Below are 21,370 nucleotides of genomic sequence, written 5' to 3'. Positions count from 1 at the left end.
GCTTGTGTTAATAGGTTTAATCACTGCAATGGTGATGGTTTTTAACAATAATGGTGGCTTTTTACCTTAAGTGAAAAGTCTTAATATGGCGTTAAAGTCTTTTAAATATCATGGTTGAAGGTGTTAAGGCTATCAATTTATTGTTTTGTTTGTAACAAATGTTTCGAAAAGGCTGTTTTTATACATCAAGTGGCTATTTTTATGGCAAACTAGCTAAGATATTTGAAAACAATAACAATTGGAAATGTATGAAAAAGTTAGCGCTTCTCTTGCCTTTAGCCCTCACATCACTACTCCCTTTTGCCTCCCAAGCCTTAACTTCTGAGGCTCAGTCGACGGCGGACTATGCTGTTAAAACCTATGAAGGGGCGATGCTGGGCTCATTAACTAAGTTGGTCAGTTATAAAACAGTGACCCAGGAGGGCTATACGCCGGATACAAATCCTGAGTTCATCGGTTTTAAGCGTGAATTGAGTCAATTGAGTCAAAAGCTGGGTTTGGACTATTCTGATCATGGATACGTGATTTTAATCGGTTTGGGTAACAGTGAGAAGAAGTTGGGGGTTATCACCCATGGGGACGTACAGCCTGCTAACCCGGAGCTTTGGCCGCGGGATCCCTTCCAGCTCGATGACGTTTCTGAACCGGGCAAGCTGATCGGACGGGGCACCGAAGATGATAAAGGGGCCATAGTCACCGCCATGTATGCGATGAAATCGATAAAAGACAGGGGGTTGAAACTGAATAGGCGGATAGAGCTGATGGTCTATCTGGCCGAGGAGACTAATTGGGATCCTCTCAGGGCTTTTTTGCAAGACTATACCCCGGCAGATATTAATATCACCATAGATGCGGAATATCCGGTCGTTACGGCCGAAAAGGGCTGGAGTAAGATAAGTCTGGTTATTCCGCCGCAAACCGATTCGGCGAAAAGTAATAAAGCCAGATTAACCGTTTTCTCAGGTGGTTACTTTTCCAGTCAGGTACCGCAGCAAGCAAGGGCGGAGCTCAATGGGGTGAGTGATGAGCTGCAGATGGCGCTTAAGGCGCATGCCGGGACGCATCCGGGCATGCGGTACCGTTTTGAATCAGAGGGTGAGCGATTCACCATCTTTGCCGATGGCAAGGCCGCCCACTCTTCGGCCCCGGAAGACGGTGTTAACGCCGTTACCCACCTGGCCGAGTTACTCTCAATATATGAGTGGCCAAAAACTCAGGCGGCGCTGACTCAGAAGTTTATTCATGAGATGGTCGGCCTGGGTATCCATGCCGAGCAGTTTGGTGAGATAGCATATCGGGACAGCTTTATGGGGCCGATGACGTTAGCTCCAACAGTTATCAGCCAAACCCATACCGGTACTAAGGTGATGATGAACCTGCGCAGGCCGGTAGGTAAGTCCCCCGAGCTACTCGATAAACAGGCTATGGCAGCGCTGGATACCTGGCAGCATAAACATGAAACTGTGCTTAAGGATATCGATACCTATTGGGGCAAACCTATGGTGATGGATGATGCGCCCCATCTGGAAACCCTGCTTGAGGTGTTTTCTCACTTTACCGGCATAAAAGACCCGAAACCCGTTGCCATAGGTGGGTCTACCAACAGTAAACTCTTCCCTAACGCCTTGAGCTTTGGTCCCACCATGCCAGGAGTAGAGTATACAGGACATACCGAATATGAATTTATGACCCATAAACAGTTTATGTTGAATCTGAAGATGTATACGGCTGCATTTATTGAGTTAGCAGCAGAAAGGTCATCGAACTCAATTTAAGCAAAGCCATCAGCGTCGTCGATGCCAGTCTTGATTATAAAGATCTTAGTTATAAAAATTAGGGCTGGCAGCTTGGGTGATTCGATGTAAAGGGCTGGCTGTGAATCATCCAAATTAACCCCTTAAATCATGCATTTGAATTATCCCTTATCACCAGCTCCGAAAGTGTTAATTAGTTTGAATTTCTTGATAAAAGTTGACAACAATCAATTATTCCACATTAGACATTTGTAACAATGCTGTTCATTCCTTCACCAGCAATAAGAATAATATCTATGCGCAATAATCAGCCAGTGACGCAAAGGGAAAAAACGTTAACCGATAACTGCATTCTGCTCTCCACCACAGATCTCGATGGCAACATAAAATATGCCAATGAAGGCTTTACCAGTGTCAGTGGTTACAGCTTCGATGAGTTACATCGTCAGCCCCATAACATAGTGCGGCATCCGGATATGCCCGAGGCTGCATTTAAGTCGATGTGGGATAGGATAAAACAGGGTAAACCCTGGATCGGTGTGGTGAAGAACCGAGCCAAGAGTGGTGATCATTACTGGGTCAATGCCTATGTAGCCCCTGTTTATGAAGATGGTAAAATTCATGAATATCAATCTGTCAGAAGGAAGGCGACCAGCGAACAGATCGATAGTGCGACACGCATATATGCTGATTTAGAGGCCGGGAAGAAGCCTAAGGCTCTCAGACCCGCGGTGCTGGGCTTTAGCGGTAAGCTATTTCTCGGCCTGCTGCTTACGATAATGTTAGCGGTGGGGCTCGCCAGCTACTCGCCACTGGCGGCATTTTTCGGGGCCGCAATCTTCGGGGCCATAGGGTTGAAGTTTATTCTTGATCCATTTAAGGCCGTGGTGGAGATGGCGAAAAATATTATCGATGACCCACTCGCGACAGGGGTCTACGCCGGTCGGCAGGATGAGCTGGGTAAGATAAGCTTTGCTCTGCAGTTCCTTATTACCGAAACGGGCGGAGTGGTTGGGCGAATGGCCGATTCTGCCGGTTCGATTGAGAGTCTGAGTGCAAGTCTGAACGATACCATCTCACATACCCGTGAGCGCGCCGACAGCCAGAGTCAGCAGACGAGTCAGGCGGCCACCGCCATGGAGGAGATGAGCGCCAGTTTTGCCGAGGTGAGCAGCAATATTCACAGTGCGGCAGAAGAGATGTCGACCAGCTATCAGTTTGCCGAGAAGGGACATGAGCGGATGGAGATGGTGATTGAAGCCATCAACCAGCTCAATGATGAAGTGGGTAACTTCTCTGCGGTCGTAGCTTCTATCGAGCAGGATAGTCAGGATATCAATAATGTGCTCGAGGTGATTAGAGGCATTGCGGAGCAGACCAACCTGCTTGCCCTGAATGCCGCTATCGAGGCCGCCCGAGCCGGCGAGTCTGGCCGGGGCTTTGCCGTTGTGGCCGATGAGGTGCGTCAGCTGTCCAGTCGTACGAGTGAGTCGACCTCACATATCGAAACCATAGTGAGTAAATTCCGCGAGAGTACGCTAAGAGCCACTCAAACCATGGAGTCGGGCCAGCGTAAGGCTGAGCTTTCTGTCGGCCTGGCCCAAGAGGTGGATGAATCTTTTGGAGAGCTTTGCTCTTCAATCGGCAAGATGAATGTGATGAGCGATGAAAATGCTTCGGCAATGTCACAGCAAACGACGGTAGCCAATGACATCAGCCACTCTATTCAGGTGATTAACGAGTTGGCACTGGAAAGTCTGGAGCAGACTCAAAATGCCACGGAGCGTGGTCAACAGGTATCGAGGTTGTCGACCAAGACCCATAACCTCTCTAAACAGTTTTGGCGTCAGAGCGTACAGAGAAACTATTAACTCCGGTCACCGCCAACAGAAAGTAAAAACGGGGGACGCATTACGCGTCCCCCGTTTTATTTGTAGGTTAATACCAATGCTATAAGTTAATACCCTGCCGTTTCACTACCCGAACGTCTTGGATCCGATGCCCCGAAAATCCCCTGCTCGGTGACCATGATCGATTGGGTTGAGCCTATGGCATTGTTCACTTTTACCTCATGCCCTTTGGCTTTGAGAAGATCTATGGTGTCCCTGTTCAGACTCTGTTCTACTCTGAGTAGATCCGGCAGCCATTGATGGTGTACCCGCGGTGCCGATGTCGCTTCGGCAATATTAAGCTTGTGATCGATAACGTTCATGATCACCTGCATCGTGGTGGTGATAATGCGTGAGCCTCCCGGGCTGCCTGTGACTATAAACGGCTTGCCGTCCTTCATCACTATGGTTGGGCTCATTGAGCTCAAGGGGCGTTTGTTACCTTCGACCGCGTTGGCTTCACCGCCGACAAGTCCATAGCCATTTGGGGTGCCGGGCTTGGCCGAGAAATCGTCCATCTCGTTATTTAGCAGTATTCCTGTGCCCTTAGCGACGAGGCCGGAACCATAGCTGAAGTTCAGGGTATAAGTGTTGGAAACGGCGTTCCCCCACCGATCGACAACCGAGTAATGGGTAGTCTGGTCACTTTCATAGGGGGCTAAGTTACCCGGCTTGATAATGCTGCTCGGTGTTGCCTTATCTGTTTTTATTTCTGCGGCCAGCTTCCTGGCATAATCTTTACTGATCAACGCCTGAACCGGTACATTATAGAAGTCGGGATCGCCCAGGTATTCACTGCGATCGGCATAGGCACGTTTCATCGATTCAGCCATCAGATGAAGGGTTGCCGCCGTGTTGTGACCCATCTTATCGATAGGGAACTGCTCTAACATATTGAGCATCTCTATGATGTGTATGCCACCGGAAGAGGGAGGGGGCATAGACACGACCCGGTAACCTCTGTAATCGCCTTGTACCGGTTGACGCTCAACCACCCGGTAGTTTTTCAGATCGTCCAGAGTCATGATCCCCCCGGCTTGCTGAATCGCCGAGACAATCTTCTGTGCCGTCTCACCCCGGTAGAAGCCCTTGCTGCCATGTGTGGCGATGAGGCTTAGAGAGTGTGCAAGTTCAGGTTGCTTGAGTGTGTCGCCTACACGATAGTTGCTTCCGTCCGGTTTATAAAAAATCTCTGCCGAACTGGGCCATTGGGCGATGCGTCTCTTGAGACCTGCGAGGGAGGTAGCGAGGTCCGGCGTTACCCTAATCCCCTCTTTTGCCATCCTGATTGCCGCTGCGGTGACCTGTTTCATCGTCATGGTGCCGTACTTCTCCAAGGCAAGCTCCATTCCCATGACTGTTCCCGGTACGCCAACGGCCAAACCATGTTCCCGGCTCAAGCGTGGGTTCGGTTCGCCGTTTTCATCGAGAAAAATATCCTTATGCGCCTTGGCGGGGGCCATCTCACGATAGTCGATAGCTATGGTCTTGTTGGGCTCTGCAAGGTGCACCAACATAAAACCACCGCCGCCTAAGTTACCGGCTCTTGGCAGGGTGACTGCCAAGCTGAATCCGACGGCAACGGCAGCATCCACCGCATTTCCTCCCTGCTTTAAGATCTCCACTCCGGCACGGGTCGCCAGTGCTTCCTGAGAGGAGACCATGCCATGTTCGGCCCAGATGGGTTGAGCCGTTGCCATATGGCTGAATATCGAAGACTCGGCAGCCTCGACGGATGAAACATTGATACCGGCGGAGATAGTGAACAGAGGTATAGCGACAGATATGGCGACGAACAGGGTCTTTAACGCCCGCATGAGTTATCCCTTTTAGTTTTTTTAATTAATTATCAGTGCAATGTGACGTGAAAGAATGAAAAAAGCAAGTCGACCAAGGTAGGGAATGGTTGGAAAGATTGCGAGATATGAGTTGAATCTCTCAGTGAGGGAGAAGGGCTCGAATGCCAGGTGTCATCTTCAAGCCCCGGAGGTGTTCAGCCGTGGCTTAACCCAGTGCCAGCCATAAGCCTACGCCTACCATGAGCGAACCGGCGATACGGTTCATCCATTTGATATTATCGCCTCTGGTCAGGAAAACCTTGAGGCTCTTTCCGCCGGTGGCATAGGCGGTCATGCTGACAAACTCGGTAAACATGATCACACTCAGAAGGGCGATAAATTGCGGAGCCAGTGCCTTGTCGACATTGATGAAGGGAGGCAGCAGGGAGATCATAAAGGCCCAACCTTTAGGGTTAGCGATGGCAGTGATAAAGCCCTGTGAGATTAGAGCGCCGTTGCTGATGCTGTCTGATTGATCATCGAGCTTGGCCATCTTACCTTTAGCACGCCACATCTGTACGCCGATATAGCCCAGATAGAGTCCGCCCACCCATTTCAGCGCCTCAAAGAGTTGCGGATAGTTGAGCATGATGCCGGCTACCCCCATGACGGCGGCCACGGCCACTAAAGCGACCCCAACGAGCTCGCCTATCATCATCCAGAGGGTGCGTTTGATGCCTATGCTCATTCCCAGAGTCATGGCGAGGGTCATACACATTCCCGGTGTGATGGAAACAAAGAAGAAGGTTGGGATAAACACCGCGAGTAGAGCGAGATCTGGCATCAGTTTGGTACTGTCTGTTATTTGTATCGGGGCAACAGTGTAGATAAATATCCGCCTTGTGAAAACAAAAAACCAGCCATATGGGCTGGTTTTACATCGACTTAACCTGATTTAACAGTTATGCACAACATAGAAGGTATCTGCGTTGCTGTTATATCGGTTAAAGCACACCGCGGCGTTGTTGATCCCGTTCGATAGACTGGAACAGGGCGGTAAAGTTGCCCTCGCCGAATCCCAGGTTATTCTTACGCTGGATGATCTCGATAAATATCGGGCCAAACAGATTCTTAGTGAATATTTGTAACAGGTAGCCCTCTTCGTCGCCATCGACTAAGATCTGATGATGCTTAATTCTCTCCCTGTCTTCGGTGACCTGTGGCAGCTTATCGAAGATGGTGTCGTAATATTCAGGAATAATATCCAGGGTCTGAATCGATGAGCCCTCCATCGCATCCAGCGACGCGACGATATCCCGGCTTCTGAATGCGAGATGTTGAACTCCCGGTCCGTCATACTCTCTGAGGTATTCATCTATCTGATTTTTGTCGTTACCTTTACCTTCATTGATTGGAATACAGAAGCTGCCGTCCGGGGAGCGCAGTGCGTAGGAGATTAAGGCTGTTTGCGACCCTTTGATATCGAAGTAGCGAACTTCTGTGAAACCGAAGATATCTTTGTAAAAGTTAGCCCAATGCTCCATTGTTCCCTTGTATACATTGTTGGTGAGGTGATCGACTTCGATGAAGCCTTTCTCCTGTGTGATCACCGGCTCCTCCAGATCGACGAAATCAGTTTCATAGATATTATTTTCACTACCGAACCGGTCGATGAAGTAGATCAGGCTGTCGCCTATTCCGTAGATAGCGGGGTAGGGGTGATCTTTGTTTTCCTCTGCTGCGGGTTTGGCTCCACGTGCTATAGCGCCTTCGAAAGCGAACTTGGCGTCTTCTACGCGCCAGCCCATGGAGCAGATCGCCGGACCGTGGCTTTTGGCAAATTCGGCAGAAAAGCCGCGTGCTTCGTTGTTCAGCAGGAAGTTGATGTCATTTTGCTTGTAGTAGCTGATATCTTTATTCTTACTCTTCTTTAACTTGGAAAAGCCGAAATCGATAAATACCTGGTGCATGAAGTCGAGTTCGGGGGTGGCAAATTCTGTAAACTCTATGCCTAGTAAGCCCAGTGGGTTTTGTTCGCTTGCCATTATCTTGTCCTCGTTTTATTTATTACTACTTACTGCCACTCTTTCGATGGCTTGCCTCTGTGCGTTTCACCCGAAGTGAAAGTAGTGGTGTAATGGGTTACATGTTCAAAGTGTCATTCATGTAAATTAACTATCTGGCCGCCGACATCCGATGGGGGTGGCAAATTTCGGTTAATTCGTGATCTATCTATCAATTTAGTTGCTCAAATCAGCAAAAAAAAGAATAATAATTCCTTGGAGATAATCTAAATTTTAGATTGTATTGTGTGGTTTACACTGGGAGAGGTGACTATGCGTGTCGATGTTGATGCATTTAAACTGCTGCAGATTTTGGTCGAAGAGGGGAGTTTTTCTAAGGCTGCAGAGCGATTGCATAAGGCGCAATCTGCGGTGAGTTATCAGGTGAAAAAACTCGAACAGCACTTAGGTGTAAACCTATTTTGTCGAGATCGGTATCGGGCAGAATTAACACCTGAGGGAAAGGTGATTCTGGCTGAGGGGCAAAAGTTACTGCAAAACCTTGCAAACATTGAACATTTAGCAAGCAGATTCAGTGAGGGCTGGGAAGCTAAACTTGAATTGGTGGTTGATGGGGCCCTGCCGATGGAGCCGATTATGAAAGCTCTCAAGCGTATGGCATCACAGCAGATCCCAACCAAGATCCAGTTAAATATGGAGTTTCTGGGAGGGGTTCAGGACAGGTTTGAACGAGACAATGCCGATCTTATGTTGGTAAAAGAGTACAGCAGCGGACCAAACTATCGTGCTCAAGCGCTGCCGGATATTAAGAGTGTCCTTGTGGTTAGTCGCGATCATCCGCTCGCTGCCGAGAGAGATGTGTCCCTGTTTGATCTGCAGCGTCATGTGGAGTTGACGATAGAAGACTCCTCCCCGCAGAGCAGCTATCGGGACGAATTGCAGTTTGGCGGCGATAAAGTATTCTATCTGTCCGGTTTTATCATGAAGAAGAATGCATTGATGATGGGGCTTGGATTTGGTTGGATGCCCGATTTTCTGATCAATGAAGAGTTGAGTCGTAAAGAGTTGGTCGAGGTCGATTTTAGAGGGGGGAGCCGATATAGCTTCACCCCCCAGCTGGTGTCGACTATGGAGCGTCCGCTCGGCAAGGCGGGGAGATTATTTACAGCGCTGATTCTGGAGGAGTTTGCAGACGCAAAATTTTAATCCCAGGCGGAGCCTGAGAGGATAACGACAAGGCGAATTGCAGGAATATTAAGCCCCGTTCCATATGCCCGAGCCCTCAGCCACGTGTTGGCTTTTTCAGTGTATAGAAGGTTTTGCAAATTTCATGGCAAAGTGGGAATCGGGAGCAACGACGCCATTACCCTGGGGGGCGGTCGGCTTGTTTACTCATTTTGTTACCCATCAAGTATAAAGATTTTGCATTCAATCGATATTTTTAAATGATTGTATAGTAAGAGTTATATTTAACCCCTCTCTTTATCCATATGGCATACCGTTAAGTTTGAGTACAGATTAGTACCGGTATAATCGGTGTCAGATTAAAAAACTCGGATGAGTGGTACGGCATATGCAGCACCTATTTAAACACTACAGAGTGTTATGAATATGCCGATATGTATTACATAACACTGAGTATTCCGAGCTCCTTGGAGGTGTTAGATGAACCATCAATTTATGAAGCATACATCGACTCTTTATACTAAATACGTTAATGATTTAGCATGTGGAGAGCGACCCATTTCGGTCTGTCGCATTAATGAGTTTATGGATGATCTAGCTAAGGACTCAATGCTGTTAAGCGAATTCAAATGGGCCGATTGGTACCAAAATAGTCATTTAGTTGACAGGCCGGAGTATATCGCCGATGCGACGCTGCATGAGTGTAAGTTACTGCTGACTGCCATGACGCGACTAGAACGTTTTAGCCCCGGAGTGATGGACAATATGCGTCGCCAGGGGGTACTGCTGGCGATTATTGAACGTTTTAATAGTCTTCCATTAAAGCTTGTTGGTTAAAAGAGCTGCCTATATATAAAACGCCGGCAATGTGCCGGCGTTTTGCTTTACAGAGAGCCTGCGATGAAGCTCTCTGTCAGTTAATTAACGCTATTTCTCAAAAGGCACTGGCTTAGGTGTATTAGCATTCGACGGCGGCAGGATCGGCAGTACTATCTCAGGCTGCTCTCCGGTCAGGGACTTAAGGAATGCTACCATCTCATGAGTCTCTTTTTCAGATAACTGCTGGCCGAGTTGGATATCTGCCATTGTGTTCACCGCTTCCTCTAAGGTCCAGGTCGCCCCATCATGAAAGTAGGGGTAAGTTAATTCGATATTGCGCAGTGTCGGTACCTTGAACACATATTTGTCGGCTGCATTTCCGGTAACTGCGATACGCCCCTCTGCCGGGTTGTCGGTGTGAAACGGCTTCACCAGCCCCATCTTCATATACATGGTGCCCCCAACAGCCGGTCCATTATGACAGCTGGTGCAGCCTCTGCTTTTAAATAGCTGATAACCCGCTTTAGCTTCACTGGTGATAGCAGTCTGATCACCCTGAAGGTATAGATCGAATGGGCTGTTTGGTGTCACCAGGGTCTTCTCAAATTCGGCGATGGCGTCGGTGATATTGTCGATGTTAACCGAGTTTTTACCATAGATGGCTTCAAACTTTGCCTGATAGGCCGGCATAGAGTTCACGGTTGAGACGGCAAGTTCGTGGGTGTAGCCCATCTCCCCCGGGTTAGCGATTGGCCCGCCGGCTTGCTCCTTAAGATCTTTCGCCCGGCCATCCCAAAATTGCGCCAGACCATACTCGGCATTCAATACGGTAGGGGAGTTTATCGGGCCCTCTTGCCAGTTGTGGCCGATTGAGGTTGGAAGCGCATCTACACCGCCAAGTGACAGGTTATGGCATGAGTTGCAGGAGATGAAGCCCGACTTCGATAGCCTTGGCTCGAAGAACAGCATCTTACCTAACTCAACTTTTTCTGGTGCGGTGATCTTTGCAGGCTTAATTATTTCGATCGGCTCTTTTGCTATGGCCGGTGCAGCACTCATGGCTGCCATGATTGCCAGAGAAAGAGGGGAGAGTAGTTTCATTTTAGACCTCACATTAAGACACGTTTTTCATGTGGTTATTTGATGTGGGTATCTTATTAATCTGGACGGAACATAGATAACGCTTTGTTTCGATGAGGACTATCGTGGATTTGGATTGGGTTTTCGTGAAGAATGTCTCGGTTCGAATTGTAATTATCAGGCAGGCTGTTTGTGCAGCCTCAAAAGATTGTCTTTTTTGTGATCTTCGCCGATATCCGGCGAACTGCAGATCAGGATTTCATTTTTCTTAATAGAATTTTTCTATCGAGCCAGGCGGCCGAAGCATTGAGTTGGCGTTGACTCTTGCGTAGCCACACCTTGGCCCACGGATATTCCATGCTCAAGATGGCTAAACCTATGGGGAGCAGTAACCAGGCAGGCCCGGGTAAAATGATTAACGCCGCGCCGGCTATGGTGAGTACACCACCCGCTATTGTTATCAACGTTTTACGTAACATAGGGACTCCTTACCTTTGTTGCTGAATGGTACTGTCTCATTTTCAGATGCCGGTAGACCAGCCAACAATTGTAACAAAGCATAATTTGCGCAGCCGGTATAGCGACTATACTGAGTAGGAGTACTCTTTAGATGGGACATGAGCTCCGGGTGAAGCGAGTGATAGTTGGCGTGCGCACGAGCAGGTGGTTTATCGTTATTCTGTGTCAGCTTATGCTGCTCAGCGGAACTTTAGCCATGTCTGCTGCAAAAGCCGATACCCTCTATCTGACCTCACTTCACTGGCCGCCCTATTCAGGCAGTACCTTAAAAGAGCAGGGAGCAACAATTGCGATTGCCCGCGCCGCGATAAGAGCGGTAGGACATGAACTGAAAGTCGGCTTTTTCCCCTGGAGCAGAGCGATAAGGTTGGTCAATCGCGCCGGTTCTGAGTATATCGGCTACCTGCCGGCCTACAGCTATCCGACAGATGAGTTTATCTTCTCAAACCCGCTTGGAGCCAGCCCGTTGGGATTAGTTGAGCAGCACCAGCACCCCATCAGCTGGTCAAGCTTGGCCGATCTTAATCAGTACCGACTCGGTGTGGTCAGGGATTATAGAAACACTGCCGAACTCGATGCCATGATTAAACTTGGCACTCAAAATGTCGAAGTTGTTAATTCAGATGAGCATAACGTCAAAAAGGTCGCAACGGCCAGAATCGATGCAGCGGTCATAGATCTGCATGTCTTTGGTTATCTATTATCTCAAAAGAAGTTGAAACCACTTGCCGGAAAATTACAGATAAACAAGAAGACCCTGGAAGATAAGCAGATGTTTATTGCGTTCAAAAATACGCCGGAAGGCCATTATTGGCGGGATATATTTAATACCGGTTTATCAAAGATCGATGAAAAATCGATTCTGGATGGATACATGTCAGAGGTGAAAGCTGGCAGTAAGTAGATGTATTTAGTGGGTAAAATGCCGAGTTAAAAGATAACTCGGCGTGTCTGAGTGAGAGTTATGCCTTAGTGACAACGGTTTGTCCGATAGGGGTTAAGCTTAAAATCGCCAGCTTCAGGTGCTGAATACCGAAGGGGATCCCGATAATGGTAACGAAACAGGCTAACGCGTGAGTAATGTGTCCTATCGCCAGCCAGATCCCAAATAGCAGGAACCAGATGATATTCCCCACGGTGCCAAAGGCCCCTGTACCCAGATCTTCGACGCCGGTGAGACTCTTACGACTCATATGATCCTGACCGAAGGGCCAGAAAGTCATTTCACCTATCACAAAGCAGGCGCGACCGAATGGAATGCCGATAATACTGATGTAGCAGAGTAAGCCTGCTATCCACCATGCTAACCCCATTACAAACCCGCCAAGAACAAACCATGCAATGTTAAAGATCAAACGTAATACTGCCATTAAATACTCCTCATAAGGGCAAAAAAAGGATGCGCTATAAGATAGTAAGCTAGAAATATGCCAACTAGTTATGCTGCTGAAATTAAAGTTATTTTTGTTTGTTGTAAAACTGTTTATAGCGAAAAACACCAGATTTTAGTGGTTTTGCCCGCTGCGGGGGAGTGATAAACTCTCCGATATATAAATTCAGGTTAAATTATTATGAGATTAAGCCATACTCCGGTCGACGCCATCGAGATGTTTGACAGAGAGATCTTCGTTAAGAGAGATGACCTGCTTCATCCGGAGTTTTCCGGTAATAAGGCGCGTAAGTTTGCCTATTTTCTTGAACATGATTTTCCGGGCGTTGATAAATTGATCGGCTACGGCTCTGCTCAGGCAAATTCGCTCTATTCTATGTCTGCACTGGCCAAGATGAGGGGCTGGCAGCTGGATTTTTATGTCGACCATATCGCCTCTCATATCAAAACCCAGAGTCAGGGAAACTATGCCGCAGCCTGTAAAAATGGCGCAAACATCATAGATCTTAGCGAGACAGATGATAGAGAGGGACGCGATAGCTTAACCTATATTCAGGAGCAGGTATTACCTACACAGAAGCAGGCGGTATTTGTCCCCGAAGGGGGACGATGTAGTTATGCTGAATATGGTGTATTTAAACTCGCAGAGGAGATCCGTGCTTGGTTTAAACAGCGGGGGCTCTCCTCTCTTATCGTGTTCCTGCCCTCAGGTACCGGTACAACGGCGTTATTTCTTAACAAATACTTCGTGGAGCGGGGAGCTGCAATAAGGGTGTTAACGTGTGCCGCTGTCGGAGGAGATGACTATCTGAAGTTGCAATTTAAAGCGTTAAGTGATGAGACGCACCATCATCCTGAAATTGTTGCCATGCCTAAGAAGTATCATTTCGGTAAGCTTTATCGGGAGTTCTTTGAGATGTGGAAACGGGTGTGCAGTACAGGTATCGAGTTTGAACTGCTCTATGATCCGTTAGGTTGGATGGCACTCGAGCACTACCTGAAAAGCAGCGGGGATAGGACGCCGATTATCTATATTCATCAAGGGGGGCTACTGGGAAATATCAGTATGCTACCTCGTTACCAGCGAAAATTTGCTGATTAAGCAGATGACAAAACTTAATTGTCCCGTTGAACCGGGTATGAAGTGGAAGTTGTGATGAATATTACTTGAAGTTTTTACCATTTGGTCAGGCTTGGTATCTGTGAAATTGATACAGCCTGAACCAAAGGTAGATCTTATCTTGCTGCCCGATAGCTGACCATATGATGTCAGTCCTACCTGTTCCCTGCTTTCGATAGAAGGGTCACTCGATACCAGTGAGAGGAAGTGTATCGATTGGCATTGTTTTTACTGTTGTTATTACATTTTGTATGACGAACAGATTCCTGTTAATGAAGGTTATCTATCCTTTATTTGTTACCGGATAGAAGCCATTTCATAAACGATAACGCTTCGGTGCGTTTAGAAAACGTTTGTCTGTTCTTCCCTTGGCTATCGGTGAAAGCGATAGAAGACTTATTTAGAGAGATAGAGTCTACCGGGAAATTTACTGTGATCTCATGACCATTAATATTGTACGACATATGTCATATTCCTTTTTATCTGGCTGTAATTTTTACAGCGTCTATTTAACTATAAAATATCCTTAGCATTTTTTGCGAAAGATGAAGCTTGTGTGTATATCGAGATTACTCATCTTTAACGGCGTAATCAAGCATTTATATAAATTGCATTTGTTAACGTTTGTAACATATGCGATTCGGATATGCTGGATTGAGTCAAAGTAAATCATAAATGTATGACAGTAAAATGACGAGCCGTTAGATGTTGAACCGAGCGTATTAATGTATTTTGTGAGGCGGTGACGAGAGGAGTCGGACTAACAAAAGAAAATTACAAGGGTATCTCAAAATCGCTGGCTATTATATCGGCAATACTGTGCTTGTCAACTCCTATATTAAAGGCTCTCTTGTATGGTTGATTGCGGCGATTTTGGTTACAAATACTGTCACTTATGATTATAAGTGATAGAGTTTGTGAATATTTTTGCCTATGTGGGCACTAGCTGTTTTCTCTGTAATCTGGTGACCGCCGAAGAGTTGTGTCATACAATCATGGAGATTGTGGTCGGAATTATCCCGGCTCTGCCGATAATAGCAAAACAGTAGCCTTTTCAATTTCTAAAGTGCTAGTGTGCGTATTTGTTTTAATTAGATCTGTAACTCAGTTATGGGATTAAGATAAAGACTATAATTAAGAAAGATTATTTTGGATGCTAATCATCATTCCTTCACCTTGAGAGTTGTATTATGGCAAAAATTCTTGATTCAGTAGATCAGCGTACTCAACTCGTTGGTGAGAATCGGTTAGAGCTTTTATTGTTTCGGATAAACGCCACTCAGTTATTTGCAATTAATGTCTTTAAAGTCAAGGAGGTTGTTAAACTTCCTGTGTTAAGTGCCATGCCGGGCAGTCACCCTCATATCAGTGGCGTCGCCAATATTCGCGGTTCATCCATTCCGGTCATCGATCTGCGTGCAGCCATCGGTTTTCAACCTATGTCAGATGATCAAGAGTCCAATCTAATCATTACCGAGTACAACAGAAGCGTTCAGGGCTTTCGGGTCGGAAAGGTCGAGCATATTGTTAATATGACCTGGGGAGATATCTTACCTCCTCCCAAAAGCGCCGGAGCTAACAACTACCTAACGGCTATCACCCGTATCGAGATTGGTGGTCAAACCCAGTTAGTCTCGATTATCGATGTTGAAAAGGTGCTTGCAGAGATTATTCATTACGATATTCGCTTATCTGAAGGTGTGCTAGATGAATCCCTGGTCAGTGAGATGCCTGGACGCAGGGTATTGATTGCCGATGATTCCTCTACCGCTCGCCGTCAGATCAAAGAGACATTAGAGCCTTTGGGGATCGAAGTTTTAGAGACTTCAGATGGGCTGCAGGCACTCAATGTTCTTAAGAAGTGGTGTGATCAGGGCAAGACTATTGAGGATGAGATCTTAATGTTGATCACCGATGCCGAAATGCCTGAGATGGATGGCTATAAACTGACACATGAGATCAGAACTGATAAGCGTATGAGTGACCTCTTCATCACCTTAAACACCTCCTTGAGTGGTAGCTTTAACAATGCCATGGTCGAAAAAGTGGGTTGTGATCGATTTATCTCAAAATTCCAACCCGATCTACTGGTGGATGTGGTGCAGCAGAGGCTTAGAGAGATCGTTTAAGCCGTACTGTACTGCTGGCTGGCCATAATAGACTATAGCTTTTTATTAAAACCAGGTATCTCTGTGCAGGGGTTGGCCTTGCTCGAGTGCGATATCTTTCAGCACCTGCTGCTTGACCCGTTTATCTGATGCGATGTTAATCCGGCTTATCCGGACTGCGTAGCCAAACCGACTTCGTCCAACCTGCGACAATATGGCTTCAAAAAATAGTTTATCTAGTCCTAAGGTGCGAGAGTAATGATTCACCGCCTTTGAAAGTGAGGCGTATTTGACACCATCAAACTCGAAACCCGGTTCATGATTACCGTTATCCAGTGGGACACCATCAACACTCAATGGCCAGCCCGGTGCATTGACTCTCTCTTTAGCGATGAGGTACATCATCCAGGCACTTTTCTTGAATCCTTCGAAAACTTTACATGAAAATTCCGAGTCGATGAGCTCCTGCTCTGTCCAGTTGATGCCGATCGCGAGATGTTTGGCATAGATCCGCATAAGCTCATCTTTTACCGCGATCCGGCAGTCCCATATTGACGTTAACCGATTCTGTTTCGCCAGGGTTAAACACTCTTTGCAGGCTGGGATAGTTAAGCTTTGATGAGGCGTGCTCGCCGTGGCGTGGTATTCGAAGGTGCAGTTACAAGGTTCTGCACAAAACCAACAGCTATGTCGGCAATCAAAGGGGACATCGATAGGGGACAGCATAAGGGCGATGCTCGAACTGATGACGGGAGAACGGGCTTCTTAATCAGCACCTATAAGGAGTGCCGGATTAAGAAGCTATAATCGTTTTGCGAAGCTTATTCGGTTTCGACATTAACCAAAGATTGTGCAAGTACGATAGGGTCGACCTCTAAGCACTCTTTCTCTGCTTGCCAGTCAGTGCCGACAAGTACGCCATCGTCGTTAAGATCGGATACCCAAAATTCCAGAAACTCAACTAATGCGATAGAGACCGGCTGGTAGTCAGCCCACTCTTCACTGCAATGTACCTTAGCTTGCTCCTGTGTTGACCATAGTGGCATCACATCTGTGTCTTCATATTCTGAAGAATCACATACTACCCAACCTTCACCTGTTTCATCCTGCAGTCCCCAGACGGCCTGGTGTTCTTTTACATTTTCAATAAAGTTGGTAAGCAATGGATTTGTCTCAGTCATGTTAGGTCTCTTAGATATGAATATTTAACCTTGTCATTATACGGCATGACCGGCATTCGCCAAGAAAATCTTTGGATTTATAAGGGCAAATTTACCCTGAGGATAATAATTGCCGTTTATTGTCATTTTATAGGGGATATTACTTAATATCTGTTGTCTGTATCGTTATTATGGTGGGTAGCCGACAAACGCTGTACATAAGCGTGACTCTTATTTTTGGCCGATATCTTTTTCTGCATTCCTGGAGTATTCATTTTGATTAAACGTGCCCCCTTAGCTTCCCTGTTACTGATTTCAAGTTTATATATACAGCCCACGTTGGCCGGTGATTTCGATTCCTGTGTTGTCAGGTTAAAGGAGACGGCGCAAGCTCAGGGATTATCGAAAGACACCATAGATAACACCCTGGCCAAAGTTAAATATGTATCCCGGGTTATCGAGCTCGACAGGAAACAACCGGAATTTAGCCAAACCTTCGATAACTATTTCAGCAAGCGGGTCACCGACTGGCGTGTGAAGCAGGGAAGACGATTAATGAAAGAGAATCGTGCCCTGCTGGATGAGCTTTTTCAAAAATATGGGGTCCCGCCTCAATATCTGATGGCGTTCTGGGGGCTGGAGACGAACTTCGGTTCCTACAAAGGTAAGATGCCGGTACTGGACTCTTTAGCGACTCTGGCCTGCGATCCCAGACGGAGTAAGTATTTTACAGGTGAATTGATGAAGGCCTTGAAGCTCAAAGAGGAGTATCAGTTTGCGTCTTCTCAGATGGTCGGTTCCTGGGCCGGGGCCATGGGGCACACTCAGTTTATGCCCAGCGCCTATGCAAAATATGCTGTCGATGGTGATGGCGATGGTAAAGCCGACCTTTGGAACAGCACCGCCGATGCCTTGACCTCGGCGGCAAACTTCTTAAATAAACTCGGTTGGCAACGTAATGAGCGATGGGGGAGGGAAGTCATGCTTCCCGGCGACTTCAGTTATGAACACCTGGGAAGAGATAATGCACAGTCTTTGACTCAGTGGTCAAAGTTAGGGGTGACAAAGAGCGATCTGCAACCTCTGGCTACGCCGGATATGAAGGCCGCACTGTACCTGCCGGCAGGGCATACAGGCCCGGCTTTCTTAGGCTATAAGAATTTCGATGTGATCATGCGATGGAATCGTTCCGAATTTTATGCCATTGCCGTCGGTCATCTGGCCGATCGGATCAACGGAGGGGTGGGCCTGGTTGTTAAGCCACCTAAACAGGACAACTTAAGTCGCGCCCGGGTCAAGTCGCTGCAGGCCAAGCTGAACGAGAAGGGGTTCGATGTCGGTAAGCCTGATGGCGTGATGGGGAAAAACTCCAAAAATGGATTAAGGGCTTTTCAGCTGAGCGTAGGCTTGGTGCCAGATGGCTTTCCCAGTGAAGCCACCTTTAAGGCCTTAGGCGTTATTTAAGCCCACTCTCTCTTGCGAGCCTGAATCTGCAAGGTGTAATCAATATGATTGCACCTTGCTGTTTTATCTATTACATTATCCTTTTAGTCGCCGTTAAAACATTGCACGCACAACGATCTCTCATACCTGAATATGGAAGCCCACAAAGCTTATGAACTCAATGGATAACCTCTCTCACGCACAAAAGCAACGTCTCGCTTTTATCGATTTCAGTTTGCAGTATTTTGGTCAGGTTTCCCGTCAGGATCTGATTAAGAAGTTTGCCACGGGGCTGGCGGCTGCCACCCGTGATTTTGCGAGTTATCGAGAGTTTGCCCCGGATAATATGGCACTGATTCACCAGACCAAGAGCTACCATAGAAAACCTGAGTTTAAGGTACTGTTTCAACATGAACCCGAGGGGATTTTACATGGCTTAGCCAAGGGGTTTGGCGATGGCTTGTCTCAGCCTATTTCGCCCAGTGAGATCTGTATCGATGCGGTTCAGCTTATCCACCCCGATACGGAGATTATTGCGGCCTTGATGCGCGCGATTCAAAACAAACAGGCCTTAAAGATTAAATATGTTTCTATCTCTTCGGGAGAGAGTGAGCGGGAGATAGTCCCTCATGCACTGGTCAATAACGGCCAGAGGTGGCATGTGAGGGCATTTGACAGAACCCATGAGGTGTTTACCGACTTTGTGGTTACCCGTATCAAAGCCATCTCAGGTGCGAGTTGTGAACCCAAGTTCAGCGAGACTCAGGTAAAGGACAGCCAGTGGGATAATATGATCACCTTGACTCTGATCCCCCATCCGAGTCTTAAGCACCCGGAAGCGATAGCACTGGATTATCAGATGCAGGATAACAGGCTCGAGGTCGTGACAAGGGCGGCGTTAGCCGGGTACCTCCTGCGGCAGTGGAGTGTAGATTGCTCCGCTAAACATCAAATTAGCTCGGGCGTGTGCCAGTTAGCCTTGTCGAATCTGGATATTCTCAGCCAGGTCGAACACCTTACCATAGTGCCCGGTGGCGGACGTTAATTCAGTTTAGGGCTAGAGAGTACAGATCAGTTTTGCTAAGCTGCGACACAAGATTGAGTCAGTAGGCAGTTAAGGACATTTAATGAGCATTAAAAACGATATGGTTGTTCAGTTTAATTACACATTACGCGATGAACAGGGAGAGGTGTTAGAGACAAATGAGGGGCTCGATCCTATCGCGTATCTGCATGGCCATGACAATATGATGCCGGGTGTTGAAGATGCTATTAACGGTAAAGAGGTGGGTGAGAAGTTTTCAGTTACCTTGCCTGCGTCGTTAACCTACGGCGAGCGTAATGAAGATTGCGAGCAGCGTGTATCGGTCAAGCATCTTCAGGGCGCGAAAGTCTGGAAGCCGGGAATGCGTGCATTGATTAACACAGATCAAGGGCAGCGTCAGGTTACCATTATCAAAGTCGGTAAGTTTATGGCTACGGTCGATATTAACCATCCCCTGGCCGGCCGGGAGTTGACCTTCGATCTTGAGATCATCGGTGCCCGTGATGCGACAGACGAAGAGAAGGCACACGGTCATGCCCACGGTAAAGGCGGTCATCAGCACTAAACTGTTTCACAGCATGGTGAGTGAGAAGAAACCAGCAACTTATTGCTGGTTTTTTTATTCAAACACAACATTAAGGTCGGCGAATGATCATTGAATTTTCACAAGGTAAAATTATTCTCACTCCTTTCGAAGTTCAGGTGAGGTTATCCACTTCGGGTACGACCATGTATGCCATGGTGGAGGATATAAAGTTCGTTGATCAGGCATTGATCATCAATGCCGATGCCGGCGCGGTCAGGTGGAGCCTGAGACTCGATTCTATGGATCAGCTTAACGCTATTCGTGAAGAGCTTGGTATCGGGTAACCGACATACGAGCTCTGAGAACGAGGATGTTGTGCCGAACTATTTAATGCGGTCCGCGCAGAGTGGGGCATAGGTTAGCCCTTGTCGATTAGCTCCCGGCCATGGGGAGTCAGGTAATCGATAAATGGCCCTTTAGGGACGACTCTGCTCGGATTGATCAGATCGTGGCTGAAATAATAATGCTGCTTAATATGCTCAAAGTTAACCGTCGCCTGGATCCCTTCAACTTGGTATAGCTCTCTGAGATAAGCTGAAATTGCCGGATATTGTTCTATCGTTTGCCTATTTGCTTTGAAGTGGCCCACATATACAGAGTCGAAGCGGATCAGGGTGGTAAACAGACGCCAATCGGCCTCCGTTATTGTTCCGCCGACCAGATATCGCTTGTTCTGCAGAATTAACTCAACCTTGTCCAAGGCATCGAATAGGCTGTCAAAGGCTTCGTCATAGGCCTCCTGGCTGGTGGCAAATCCGGCACGGTAGACGCCATTATTTATCGAGGAGTAGACCCAATCATTGATCTCATCGATCTCAGCTCTTAGTGCTTCAGGGTAAAGGTCGAGTGTGTTTCCGGTTAGGTGGTCGAAGGCGGAGTTAAACATTCTAATGATGTCCGCAGACTCATTATTCACAATTGTTTTGGTTTTCTTGTCCCAGAGTACGGGCACCGTTACCCGGCCGGTGTAATCGGAAGCTGCTGCCTGATAGATCTGATAGAGGAAATCTTTACCGTTTAACCTGTCTGTTTCTGCCCCTTTGATGTGTGAAGCGGCGTCACTTTGATTCGGGCCGGAGAACTCCCAGCCATTATCTAACATGTGAGGCTCTACCACTGAGACACTGATATAGGCTTGCAGAGATTTCAGCTCCCTGAAGATCAGGGTTCTGTGGGCCCATGGACAGGCGAGTGATACATAGAGGTGGTAACGGTTAGGCTCGGCGATAAACTCGGGTACACTCTCACTTGCAGATACACCTTCACTTTTACTGGTTATCCAGTGTCTGAACTGTGATTTTTCGCGGATAAATTTTCCGCCACTCTTCTTGGTCGGATACCACTGGTTTTTCCAGACGCCATCATGAAGTAATCCCATATCTTTCTCTCTTGCCGTGTCGTTGATGTAATGAGTGTAGGCGCTGATATAGAACAGTAAAAGCGAAAAGAGTCGACAGAAATGAATGATTT

General features: G+C 47.3%; 21 protein-coding genes. 11 read left to right on the top strand and 10 right to left on the bottom strand.

What is annotated here, in order from left to right:
- The first annotated feature begins 248 nt into the window (after nt 1-248).
- Nucleotides 249-1,775, top strand: a complete 1,527-nt coding sequence (locus Q1B47_RS04655; RefSeq protein ID WP_299789355.1) for a dipeptidase — start codon at nt 249-251, stop codon at nt 1,773-1,775.
- Between the two features lie 275 nt (nt 1,776-2,050).
- Entirely contained in the window at nt 2,051-3,625 is a 1,575-nt protein-coding gene (locus tag Q1B47_RS04650) for a PAS domain-containing methyl-accepting chemotaxis protein (protein ID WP_299789352.1), read from the top strand.
- Nucleotides 3,626-3,711: 86 nt separating this feature from the next.
- Here Q1B47_RS04650 and ggt read toward each other — a convergent pair whose 3' ends face one another.
- The 3 genes from ggt to hppD all read right to left on the bottom strand — a co-directional run bounded on the left by ggt (nt 3,712) and on the right by hppD (nt 7,466).
- Nucleotides 3,712-5,460, bottom strand: a complete 1,749-nt coding sequence (ggt, locus tag Q1B47_RS04645; RefSeq protein ID WP_299789349.1) for a gamma-glutamyltransferase — start codon at nt 5,458-5,460, stop codon at nt 3,712-3,714.
- A 187-nt stretch (nt 5,461-5,647) separates the two neighbouring features.
- Nucleotides 5,648-6,265: a LysE family translocator gene (locus tag Q1B47_RS04640; RefSeq protein WP_299789346.1), complete on the bottom strand. Its 618-nt coding sequence runs from the start codon at nt 6,263-6,265 to the stop codon at nt 5,648-5,650.
- 160 nt (nt 6,266-6,425) lie between these two features.
- Nucleotides 6,426-7,466 carry a 4-hydroxyphenylpyruvate dioxygenase gene (gene hppD / locus Q1B47_RS04635; protein ID WP_299789343.1) on the bottom strand — a complete coding sequence of 347 codons (1,041 nt, stop codon included), beginning with the start codon at nt 7,464-7,466 and terminating at the stop codon, nt 6,426-6,428.
- Between the two features lie 291 nt (nt 7,467-7,757).
- Between hppD and Q1B47_RS04630 the strand changes: the two genes are divergently transcribed.
- Nucleotides 7,758-8,651, top strand: a complete 894-nt coding sequence (locus Q1B47_RS04630; RefSeq protein ID WP_299789875.1) for a LysR family transcriptional regulator — start codon at nt 7,758-7,760, stop codon at nt 8,649-8,651.
- 459 nt (nt 8,652-9,110) lie between these two features.
- On the top strand, nt 9,111-9,467 hold the full coding sequence (locus tag Q1B47_RS04625; RefSeq protein WP_299789341.1) for a DUF6508 domain-containing protein: 357 nt from the start codon (nt 9,111-9,113) through the stop codon (nt 9,465-9,467).
- A gap of 90 nt (nt 9,468-9,557) precedes the next feature.
- Here Q1B47_RS04625 and Q1B47_RS04620 read toward each other — a convergent pair whose 3' ends face one another.
- Together Q1B47_RS04620 and Q1B47_RS04615 are read right to left on the bottom strand one after the other, a co-directional pair.
- Nucleotides 9,558-10,550, bottom strand: a complete 993-nt coding sequence (locus Q1B47_RS04620; RefSeq protein WP_299789338.1) for a cytochrome-c peroxidase — start codon at nt 10,548-10,550, stop codon at nt 9,558-9,560.
- 230 nt (nt 10,551-10,780) lie between these two features.
- Nucleotides 10,781-11,008, bottom strand: coding sequence for a PGPGW domain-containing protein (locus Q1B47_RS04615; RefSeq protein WP_299789335.1), 228 nt, complete (start codon nt 11,006-11,008; stop codon nt 10,781-10,783).
- Nucleotides 11,009-11,244: 236 nt separating this feature from the next.
- On the opposite strand from Q1B47_RS04615, the gene Q1B47_RS04610 reads away from it, so the two are divergent.
- Entirely contained in the window at nt 11,245-11,952 is a 708-nt protein-coding gene (locus tag Q1B47_RS04610) for a transporter substrate-binding domain-containing protein (protein WP_299789872.1), read from the top strand.
- A gap of 58 nt (nt 11,953-12,010) precedes the next feature.
- Here Q1B47_RS04610 and Q1B47_RS04605 read toward each other — a convergent pair whose 3' ends face one another.
- Nucleotides 12,011-12,418: a YccF domain-containing protein gene (locus tag Q1B47_RS04605; protein WP_299789332.1), complete on the bottom strand. Its 408-nt coding sequence runs from the start codon at nt 12,416-12,418 to the stop codon at nt 12,011-12,013.
- A gap of 201 nt (nt 12,419-12,619) precedes the next feature.
- Between Q1B47_RS04605 and Q1B47_RS04600 the strand changes: the two genes are divergently transcribed.
- Nucleotides 12,620-13,540: a 1-aminocyclopropane-1-carboxylate deaminase/D-cysteine desulfhydrase gene (locus Q1B47_RS04600; RefSeq protein ID WP_299789329.1), complete on the top strand. Its 921-nt coding sequence runs from the start codon at nt 12,620-12,622 to the stop codon at nt 13,538-13,540.
- Between the two features lie 308 nt (nt 13,541-13,848).
- Here Q1B47_RS04600 and Q1B47_RS04595 read toward each other — a convergent pair whose 3' ends face one another.
- Nucleotides 13,849-14,022, bottom strand: a complete 174-nt coding sequence (locus tag Q1B47_RS04595) for a hypothetical protein (protein ID WP_299789326.1) — start codon at nt 14,020-14,022, stop codon at nt 13,849-13,851.
- Nucleotides 14,023-14,748: 726 nt separating this feature from the next.
- On the opposite strand from Q1B47_RS04595, the gene Q1B47_RS04590 reads away from it, so the two are divergent.
- On the top strand, nt 14,749-15,687 hold the full coding sequence (locus Q1B47_RS04590) for a chemotaxis protein CheV (RefSeq protein WP_299789323.1): 939 nt from the start codon (nt 14,749-14,751) through the stop codon (nt 15,685-15,687).
- Nucleotides 15,688-15,732: 45 nt separating this feature from the next.
- Here Q1B47_RS04590 and Q1B47_RS04585 read toward each other — a convergent pair whose 3' ends face one another.
- Nucleotides 15,733-16,392 (bottom strand): hypothetical protein, encoded by a 660-nt coding sequence (locus tag Q1B47_RS04585; protein WP_299789320.1) that lies wholly within the window; start codon nt 16,390-16,392, stop codon nt 15,733-15,735.
- Nucleotides 16,393-16,487: 95 nt separating this feature from the next.
- A complete protein-coding gene (locus Q1B47_RS04580; RefSeq protein WP_299789317.1) occupies nt 16,488-16,847 on the bottom strand; it encodes a DUF2750 domain-containing protein in 360 nt (119 codons plus the stop codon).
- Nucleotides 16,848-17,129: 282 nt separating this feature from the next.
- On the opposite strand from Q1B47_RS04580, the gene Q1B47_RS04575 reads away from it, so the two are divergent.
- The 4 genes from Q1B47_RS04575 to Q1B47_RS04560 all read left to right on the top strand — a co-directional run bounded on the left by Q1B47_RS04575 (nt 17,130) and on the right by Q1B47_RS04560 (nt 20,184).
- Nucleotides 17,130-18,290, top strand: a complete 1,161-nt coding sequence (locus Q1B47_RS04575; RefSeq protein ID WP_299789869.1) for a lytic murein transglycosylase — start codon at nt 17,130-17,132, stop codon at nt 18,288-18,290.
- A gap of 151 nt (nt 18,291-18,441) precedes the next feature.
- Nucleotides 18,442-19,314 carry a WYL domain-containing protein gene (locus Q1B47_RS04570; protein ID WP_299789314.1) on the top strand — a complete coding sequence of 291 codons (873 nt, stop codon included), beginning with the start codon at nt 18,442-18,444 and terminating at the stop codon, nt 19,312-19,314.
- Between the two features lie 82 nt (nt 19,315-19,396).
- Nucleotides 19,397-19,879, top strand: a complete 483-nt coding sequence (locus tag Q1B47_RS04565; RefSeq protein ID WP_299789311.1) for a peptidylprolyl isomerase — start codon at nt 19,397-19,399, stop codon at nt 19,877-19,879.
- A gap of 83 nt (nt 19,880-19,962) precedes the next feature.
- Nucleotides 19,963-20,184 carry a DUF3389 domain-containing protein gene (locus tag Q1B47_RS04560; RefSeq protein WP_299789308.1) on the top strand — a complete coding sequence of 74 codons (222 nt, stop codon included), beginning with the start codon at nt 19,963-19,965 and terminating at the stop codon, nt 20,182-20,184.
- A gap of 74 nt (nt 20,185-20,258) precedes the next feature.
- Here the strand turns inward: Q1B47_RS04560 and Q1B47_RS04555 are convergent, their stop codons facing one another.
- Nucleotides 20,259-21,278: a glutathione S-transferase family protein gene (locus Q1B47_RS04555; RefSeq protein ID WP_299789305.1), complete on the bottom strand. Its 1,020-nt coding sequence runs from the start codon at nt 21,276-21,278 to the stop codon at nt 20,259-20,261.
- Nucleotides 21,279-21,370: the final 92 nt, after the last annotated feature.

Origin of the sequence: uncultured Shewanella sp. (genome assembly GCF_947501225.1) — a bacterium.
Classification (GTDB): Bacteria; Pseudomonadota; Gammaproteobacteria; order Enterobacterales; family Shewanellaceae; genus Shewanella.
This window is presented reverse-complemented; position numbering and strand designations above follow the sequence as displayed.